An 8,099-nucleotide genomic window follows, 5' to 3' on the forward strand; every position below is an offset into this window, starting at 1 on the left:
CGAAACCAATCCTCGCTCCCTGGTATTCCAGTTCATGCAACTGGCCAAGCATGTCGAACGACTGCCCAGGAATCGTGAGTTACCCGGTTATACTTCTGAGCAGAGACTTGTGATGACACTGTTACATTCAGTACGGATGCTGGATATTCAGGAGACAGCGGAGACGCACTGCCTGGGTGATTATGAACCCCTGGAAAAACTGATTGAAACCTGGGATTATCAGCTGCCGAAACTGTCTGAAGCAATTTCGCACCGGTACCTCGTACACGCTGTTCCCTCTCACCAACTTTCAGACATCAGTCCGCAATGAAATACAAAATCACGCATACCACCAAGTACGCTTACTCCCAGGCGGTCCCGGTCTGCCACAACCTGGTGCATCTCGCGCCTCGAGTATTACCCGGACAGAGGTGCAAAGAATTTCAACTGCTGGTCCACCCGGAACCTTTCAGCATCGCACATCGCAAAGATTACTTTGGGAATGATGTCTCTTATTTCACGATCGACCAGGCCCATCTGGGGCTGAGCGTCACCGCCACAAGCCAGGTTGAGGTGACAGCTGCTTCCCAGATCGCGGCTGCGGAGACTCCCCCCTGGGAATCGGTCGTCCAGCAACTGCAGGAAAAGCATACTGCAGGCGTCCTCGATGCTTACCAGTTCACCTTTGATTCTCCGGGGGTGAAACTGTTTCCTGAGTTAATAGAATATGCGAAAGTTTCTTTTCAGGAAAATCGTCCGATCCTGGAAGCAGTACTGGAACTGACTACCCGTATCAACACGGAATTTAAATACGATTCCCGGGCTACGAATGTGAATACAGAAATCAGCGAAGTCTTCGAGAAGAAACACGGCGTCTGCCAGGACTTTGCTCATTTCCAGATCGGCTGTTTGCGCGCCCTGGGCCTGGCCGCCCGCTATGTCAGCGGATACTTGAGAACCAATCCTCCGCCCGGCAAGCCGCGACTGGTGGGCGCTGATGCTTCCCATGCCTGGCTCTCCGTGTACTGTGGAGAAAAAGCGGGCTGGATTGACGTGGATCCAACCAATAACGTTCAGACTTCTGTCGATCATATTACGGTCGCGTGGGGCAGAGACTATTACGATGTCTGTCCCATCCAGGGCACGATCGTCGGTGGGGGCGAGCACCGCATGACGGTCTCGGTCGATGTCGCCCCGGAAGAACCCCAGCCAGCTGCACCTGCCACTGGCGATGCGAAATAGAAATTCTCAAACCTTTACGACTTAAGCCCGGTGAGCGTTCCACTGCTGGAACCAAACTGGTCTGATTCGACTCCCAGCCGCTGCAGCATACTGACATAGAGATTGCATAAAGGCGAATTCTGCTCTCGATTGAATGCCAGATGCTGACCATGCCTGAACCCGCCTCCCGCCAGCAGCAGGGGCAGATTGGTATTATCGTGTGTATTGGCATCTCCCATGTTACTGCCATACAGAACCATCGTACTGTCCAGCAGACGTCCTGTTTCCCCCTGGACCTCAGTCAGACTCTCAAATAACTGACGCAGAAGATTCATCTGTCGCCGATCTGCTTTTTCCAGTTGGGCCAGATGATCCGGGCGCATACCATGATGGCTGAGGGTGTGGTAACCGGTGCTGCTTTTTTCATCATCCCGTAGTTGAAAGACAGGGGTTGCGAAGGCGTCCACCATTAACGTCACAATCCGTGTCGAGTCAGACTGCAGCGCGAGTGCCGCCATCATCAGCATCTGTTCGAATTTATCAAACAGCAATGCGCGATCCACAATATCACGCGGGGGTTCCTGTTGAATATCCGGTTTCGGGCGCTGTTCCCATTCGCCCGCTGTCAGCAGTCTCTGCTCCAGTTCACGGATCGATGTAAAGTACTGATCGAGTCGTCTGCGATCACTCTGTCCCAGAGATCTGCTGTAACTCTGAGTCGAATCACTGACCGCGTCCAGAATACTTCCTCGGCGTTTCAGTGCCTGCAGCCTCTGTTTGACTTTCGCATCACTCCCCTGAATGAACAGTTTGCGAAACAGCTGAGCCGGACTGTCCTCCGCAGGCAGCAACACCCCATCCCGGGTCCACGACAGACTCCGATTCGCTTTGTCGATATTGACTCCCAGGTTCAACGTGGAAAATCGTGTCTGTCGTCCCAGGTGTTCTGCCGCGTATTGATCGAGTGAAATCGTATTACGAAACCCGCTGCTCGTGGGATGCCGGGCACCGGTCAGGAAACAGTTTTCGGTCGAATGACCGCCTTCGCACGCGGGGTGAGAAAGTCCACTGAAAACCGTAAAATCTTTCGTATACGTTTTCAGCTCCTTCAGATAGGGAGACAGCTGGTAATCCGTTCCCGCCGTTTTCGGAAAGAATGGCTCAGGAAGCACTCCCAGGTTATTGGAGATCAGCAGCATTCGCTGTGGCGTGGATTCCTGTTCCGAGTGATCGGGCTTTGCTTGAGCTCTGCACTCCAGTAACGGCAATGCCAGCGAGACCCCCGCGCCGCGCAGAAATTGGCGACGGCTGACCACAGGATGCGAAGTGGGAAATTGTTGATTTACAGTCATAAGATACTCTTACGTCAGGTTGTCAATGTGTGCTGATTCAATCGGTTTGAAGACTCGTACTCGGTGGTTGTTCTCTGCCCAGAAAAATCGAGCTGCGCACCACCGATTCCAACAGGTCACGTGTTCGATATCCATTGGGCCCGCATTCATCCAGAATCGCTTCAACCACAGGTCGATCAGAGAACCGCACCGGGGTTCCCGTCGCATAGACGATCAACTGCTGAACCAGGTTGCGCGCCAGCTGCCGCGGTTCTGCCAGGAGTAACTGCTTGAGTTCCCGGATATTCTGAAACGTCTGTCCGTTACGCAGTTGACCACGGGAATCGGTCGGTCCGGCAATAAAATAAGTATAATCGTGGCCGGCGCGATCGATGCCAGTTACTTTTTCGCCTTTCGCCAGACTGCGATAACGGGTTCGAAATGCTCCCATGATATCGAAGTCTTCCAGGGCAAAACCGACCGGGTCAAAACGGGCATGACAGGCGGCACAGACCGGGTCCCGGGTATGCTGCGCCAGTTGCTCACGAATGGTGGTGGCACCGCGGATGTCCGGTTCGACCGCGGGGACTGACGGCGGAGGCGGAGGCGGCGGATTTCCCATCACCCGCTCCATGATCCAGGCCCCGCGAATCACGGGAGAAGTCGTAGTACCATTCGCGGTCACTTTCAAAATCGCAGCCTGCGTCAGTAAACCGCCATAATGACTCTCGGCGGGCAGAGTCACTTTCCGCATCTGTGAGCCACTGACAGGCTGCAATCCATAATGGCGGGCAAGCCGATCATTCACAAACGCAAAGTCGGCATCGACCAGAACAGTGACAGGCAGATTCTCTTCGAACATCGCAGTGATAAACGCGCGGGTCTCTGCTGCCATGGATTCAATCAGGTAGTCATCGAACCGATATTCCGGATACAGGCGGCTGTCCGGTTCATCGCGACGAATGTCTTTCAGTGAAAGCCAGTAATCAGTCAGATTTGTGATAAATTTCTCAGTGGAATCAGAGAGCAGTAATCGACGTGTCTGCTGAGTCAGGATCTCCGCACTCAGCAACTGCCCCTGCTCGGCGAGCCGCTTCAACTCGTCATCAGGTCGCGTGTTCCCCAGAAAATGTGAGAGTCGCGCAGCGACTGCGTACTCTCGCTGGGGAGTCCCAGCCCGCGGTTCCGGCAGATACAGAAACGGTGCCGAACATAGAAACGCCGTATACCCACTCAGCAGGGCTTCTGCCAGTGGCGTGCCGGCCTCCAGTTCGTCAGTCACCAGCCGCTCGTAGATTTGAATCATATCTTCAGACGTTGGCACACGCTCTGCCCGTTGAATGAAGCGTCGCAACAGCCTTTTTGCATCTTCTGCCGGCTGAGTAGAGATCAGTTCTATCGGCAAGGTCCCCTTTTCAGCCGCTCGCATCGGTAACTCTCCGAACAGCCGTTGATGCGAAGCGGGAGGCCATGTCTCCGAGTCCAGGGGGCCGGTTATTTCCAGCCACTGAAAAGCCACACCCGGATGCCCGCCCTCCGGCATCGGAGGAAAATCGTAGTACAGGGGAGCATTTCGAGGATTGATGGCCCGCGGAACCGGCAGCCCCAGCAGACTGTACTCAAATGTTTCATTCTGCTTGAGAAGGATTGTCGTTTCATAGATGCCGACCTCTGGCTGAATATCAAACGTCTCTCCCGTTACTCGTACATCTCCCGACACATCCGCCCCCGATTGCTTCCGTGCGCGAAAATTCATCGGTATCGAATCCCAGGCCGGTCGCAGGCTGAAGTCCCTCAGCTGTCTGACCGCGCGTGCGGAAAAGCGAATCCGATAAGCGCCTGCTTCCCTGGCTTTGAAGACATCGGGATATCCGTAATATGGCCAGGAGGCGGAACGGAAAATCGCGAGTTCCATCTCCGGATCGTGCCTGTTCTCTTTTCGCATCCGGGCCAGATCACCGCCCGACAGCGGGACCATCTGGGAATCTTTCGCATAGAACATCGCCTCACGACCACCAAATGTCTCCGCAGTCTGAAACATACGCGTCGCCGGCAGGTGATGTTGCTCCCGTGTCCGCGGCTGCATTCCCGAGGCGACTGCCTGACGCAGCGCCTGGTCTGCAGCTTCGAGATAGGCATCCAGCTGGATGCGAGACATATCCAGAACTTCAGCAACTTTATTGCAATGCTGCTGCTCGCGATCCTGGGGCAGCAGGTCACGAATATCCAGGTGAGGGAGCGCCAGCATATCTCGCAGGTTCTGTTCGAACTCGTCTCGTGTCAACCGTCGCAAAGGTCCCCGCCCATGCAACGCGACCTGGGCGGCATCCGCAGCCTGCAGTGATTGAGACAGTTTTTTCAACAGGAGCGCGCGGTCCGCCTGAGACAGATCCTTTCGGTCCGGCGGCATCTCACCCGCGGCGATCCGGTCGTATGCTAGAATCCAGCGCTGACGCAGACGCTGATCATACAGTTTCCAGTTTAGCTGCTGCAGATTCAGCCGCCCTTCCGCCAGGTCATCATTATGACAGTCGAAACACGTTTTCTGCAGAAGCTGGCGGATCGTCTCGCCCGCCTCTGAGTCAACGTGTTCTTCAGCCTGCGCGCGGTCTTCCGGAAAAAACAGAAGCATCATACACAGGAGCAGTAAATGGCCGAGTAACTTACTATGACCACAGTCCGGATGTCTGTCCTCTGCGCGATTGCGGGATGGAAGCCGGGTGACTTTCGCCCCGCTCTGGTTTCTGTATTGAATGACTCGTAAACCCATCCATCACTTCCCGGACTTTTGAGCACTGGAGTCCAATTCGAAGTCCAACTGTACATCCTCTGCAGGCTTGACGTCGGCGGTCAACTGACTCTGCTCGTTATAGATCGCAGGGAGATACTGTTCGGTCTCCATGATATCGTACTTCTTATAGGGTTTTCCTGTCCAGCGGGAAGCATGAATTTCAACCCGTTTCTCCCCGACAGGTACTGTGACTTGATACTCGCCGTTTTGAATTTTGCCTTGTGCAGAATGAGTCGTATTATCTGCCGATATAAAGGTGATGGTTCCTTCGGGCAGTGGTTCTCCATCCAACTTGATGACTCCACTGACTTCAGACTCATTCGCACCCGTTCCCTGAAAACATCCCTGCAATGACAGAGTCATCAACAATAAGAGAAAGATCGATTTCATTGCTCATCCCCGGGAGTGAAGCGGAAAGACTAACCAGACGTGCTGCTGAGTGACTGCTGCGACACATCACATCAGAACTGTAAACGTCAGCGGATTAAAATTCCCCGATCACTTCCCCACCCGCGCGGGTACCTAATGACTGAAAAGTAGCACGATCGATATTTTCAGAGACAAAACGGACTGCCCCGTCTGCCAGTAAACCATGTACGCCTCCCACATGATAGCTCCGCGCAAATGTGCGGCTGTTCGAGGTGCTGTCAGCGCCACACGGAAGCATGCGGGATGTCCGAGCAGGCAATCAGGACATCTCCCACATTCGGATTCGGCGTTTCCAGGGTGGTGAAGAAAGTCCCCATACAGCGGGGGTTCATCAGTCGGCCACGCACATCGTGTTTGGATTGATCTGAAGATAAAATCAGTTCACTGGCCATCAAAGTCATCGATGCCCCGTCGGTGATATCGCGGAGCCGGGTTCGTGAGCGCGAATAAAACAGGCCATTCAGTGCGGTATAACTTCCCGCGGCACCAAAATGAGTAGATCCGGCACAGACGGCATAATTTCCGTGGAAGCCCTGTGAGCCGTTGCTGGAAGGATTCGTCTGACCGTAGGCGATATTTTTGGGTCCGGCGGGATCACTGGGGCACATCATCATCGGGACCACAGAATCTTTTCTGCTCCAGTAAATGGCGCCTGTCCGAGCCGGATTCTTTTGCTCCTCCATAAATACGTTGTACAGAGATCCCTGTTCGATATACGGAAGAATCATGGGATACCAGCCTGTATTATCTGTCGCTGGTCGCGGGGATCCCGGTAAATCACCATTGGTCGGATTGATCATCCCGAAAGGAAACACTTGAAATGTTTCATGGTAATTATGCATCGCCAGTCCCAACTGTTTGAGATTGTTTTTGCACTGACTGCGTCGGGCAGCTTCGCGTGCCTGCTGTACCGCGGGAAGTAACAGGGCAATCAGAATGGCGATAATCGCAATGACCACCAGTAATTCGATGAGCGTAAAACCTCGAGTCCGGCGAAACATGAGCGTCTCCTTTTTAAAAAAGAATGGAAACTCCAGCAGCTCCTGCATGAACAGAAATAAAAAGTACAAGCTGCCTTCTATATGAAGTTGACAGATCTATCTGAAATGAAAATAAAATTCAGGTTGCTCAAGTTTTAAGGATGAATGTTTTCTGAATCATCAATACCACGGACAAAGATGCCTTCGACTGCGCGTTCACAGGTTGCTTCCAGATGTCGGGCCATCGCTGAAGCTGCCGCTGCCTGGTCGCGACGAAGTAATGCTTCCAGTACCTGCAGGTGTTCTTCCAGAATCTGATCCAGGTAAAGTTCTGAATCTTTCAGCAATACACGCACCATATGCATCAGTCGATCATAACGATTCAGTTCTGCTTTCAGTCGTTTGATCCCGGAAGCATTCACGATTGCCGTGTGCGTTCTTTTATCGATATCGGAACAGAGCAGAGTCCATTGAGCATCACGCGTGGCCTGCTGTAAGTGACGTGTCTCTGCCAGCAGTTGCCTGATTTCCTCAAGATCACTGCATTCACAGGCGCAGCGGGCTGACTCAATTTCCAGAATACGACGCACGTGATACATCTCACGTATTTCCGGAATCCCGAACGGCGCCACGACCGCCCCCCGGTTGGGAAACAGTTCCACAACACCAATCCCGGTCAGCTCGACGATCGCTTCACGAACCGGTGTGCTGCTCACGCCATACTGCTTTGCCAGATGCTGTACCTTCAAACGGGTTCCCGCCGGATACTCACCGGTAAAGATTGACAGCAGAATCTGGCTGAAAATATCCAGCCTGAGAGAGCTGACCGGCAGCGGATGGGTCGAAAGCGTCGTGGTCGCACTCATACAGACTCTCCTGAATATTGCTGATATCGAAGCAGTTCTCGCAATCCTGGAGTGAACCGCTCCACAAAACTCACAATTACGCATAATGCATTATGCATAATATATTATATTGAAATCGTCATTGTCAATGATAATCAGACAAAGTGGCTGGAATCGTGAGAGATCGCATGAATCCCTTTTCAGGCGGAATTCCAGGGAACAGAGGCCAGGGAAGAGAAGCCAGTCAGAATTGACTGTATTCACAGTTCTACTAAAGCGTCTCCAGGCCCCTTAGAACCGGTTATTCAAGATTGAGAGACACTATGGTTCCAAGTGATGCGTTTTAAATTGATGCAGAATTGAGCCAATCGGCATGCAGTCCGGTGAACGTCGAACAGAAAGCAGCTGCGACAAAACGGTCGCTGAGTTCAGGCCGCTTTGGAACGGGATTCTGGTGCCTGAGTTTTGACAGGTCGCGTTTCTGAATGCAGAGCGAACTGTGCTGCTTTTTTCTTCATGCGTT

General features: G+C 53.1%; 8 protein-coding genes. 2 read left to right on the forward strand and 6 right to left on the reverse strand.

Annotated features, from left to right (window positions below; translation table 11 throughout):
- A partial coding sequence (locus AACZ40_RS26875) for an alpha-E domain-containing protein (RefSeq protein ID WP_339676641.1) occupies positions 1-310 on the forward strand: 310 nt, incomplete at its 5' end.
- Positions 307-1,221 (forward strand): transglutaminase family protein, encoded by a 915-nt coding sequence (locus AACZ40_RS26880; protein ID WP_291179461.1) that lies wholly within the window; start codon positions 307-309, stop codon positions 1,219-1,221. The genes AACZ40_RS26875 and AACZ40_RS26880, both read left to right, overlap by 4 nt.
- Positions 1,222-1,235: 14 nt before the next feature.
- Here AACZ40_RS26880 and AACZ40_RS26885 read toward each other — a convergent pair whose 3' ends face one another.
- From AACZ40_RS26885 to AACZ40_RS26910, 6 genes are all read right to left on the reverse strand, one after another.
- Positions 1,236-2,552 carry a DUF1552 domain-containing protein gene (locus AACZ40_RS26885; RefSeq protein WP_291179464.1) on the reverse strand — a complete coding sequence of 439 codons (1,317 nt, stop codon included), beginning with the start codon at positions 2,550-2,552 and terminating at the stop codon, positions 1,236-1,238.
- 37 nt (positions 2,553-2,589) lie between these two features.
- Complete coding sequence (locus tag AACZ40_RS26890) at positions 2,590-5,301, reverse strand: DUF1588 domain-containing protein (RefSeq protein ID WP_291179467.1); 2,712 nt, start codon at positions 5,299-5,301, stop codon at positions 2,590-2,592.
- Positions 5,302-5,304: 3 nt separating this feature from the next.
- Positions 5,305-5,712, reverse strand: coding sequence for a hypothetical protein (locus tag AACZ40_RS26895; RefSeq protein WP_291179470.1), 408 nt, complete (start codon positions 5,710-5,712; stop codon positions 5,305-5,307).
- A gap of 94 nt (positions 5,713-5,806) precedes the next feature.
- On the reverse strand, positions 5,807-5,989 hold the full coding sequence (locus AACZ40_RS26900; protein WP_339676646.1) for a DUF1559 domain-containing protein: 183 nt from the start codon (positions 5,987-5,989) through the stop codon (positions 5,807-5,809).
- Positions 5,970-6,752 carry a DUF1559 domain-containing protein gene (locus AACZ40_RS26905; RefSeq protein ID WP_339676649.1) on the reverse strand — a complete coding sequence of 261 codons (783 nt, stop codon included), beginning with the start codon at positions 6,750-6,752 and terminating at the stop codon, positions 5,970-5,972. The genes AACZ40_RS26900 and AACZ40_RS26905 overlap by 20 nt, the downstream gene beginning before the upstream one ends.
- 134 nt (positions 6,753-6,886) lie before the next feature.
- Positions 6,887-7,597, reverse strand: coding sequence for a GntR family transcriptional regulator (locus AACZ40_RS26910; RefSeq protein WP_291179475.1), 711 nt, complete (start codon positions 7,595-7,597; stop codon positions 6,887-6,889).
- Positions 7,598-8,099 lie beyond the last annotated feature (502 nt).

It is taken from the genome of uncultured Gimesia sp., from assembly GCF_963972345.1.
GTDB lineage: Bacteria > Planctomycetota > Planctomycetia > Planctomycetales > Planctomycetaceae > Gimesia.

Bases quoted from the DNA above. Each gene is read 5' to 3' on its own strand.
- AACZ40_RS26900 (WP_339676646.1), bottom strand. From the start codon at position 5,989: ATGCTTCCGTGTGGCGCTGACAGCACCTCGAACAGCCGCACATTTGCG.
- AACZ40_RS26880 (WP_291179461.1), top strand. From the start codon at position 307: ATGAAATACAAAATCACGCATACCACCAAGTACGCTTACTCCCAGGCG.
- AACZ40_RS26910 (WP_291179475.1), bottom strand. From the start codon at position 7,597: ATGAGTGCGACCACGACGCTTTCGACCCATCCGCTGCCGGTCAGCTCT.
- AACZ40_RS26905 (WP_339676649.1), bottom strand. From the start codon at position 6,752: ATGTTTCGCCGGACTCGAGGTTTTACGCTCATCGAATTACTGGTGGTC.
- AACZ40_RS26895 (WP_291179470.1), bottom strand. From the start codon at position 5,712: ATGAAATCGATCTTTCTCTTATTGTTGATGACTCTGTCATTGCAGGGA.
- AACZ40_RS26885 (WP_291179464.1), bottom strand. From the start codon at position 2,552: ATGACTGTAAATCAACAATTTCCCACTTCGCATCCTGTGGTCAGCCGT.
- AACZ40_RS26890 (WP_291179467.1), bottom strand. From the start codon at position 5,301: ATGGGTTTACGAGTCATTCAATACAGAAACCAGAGCGGGGCGAAAGTC.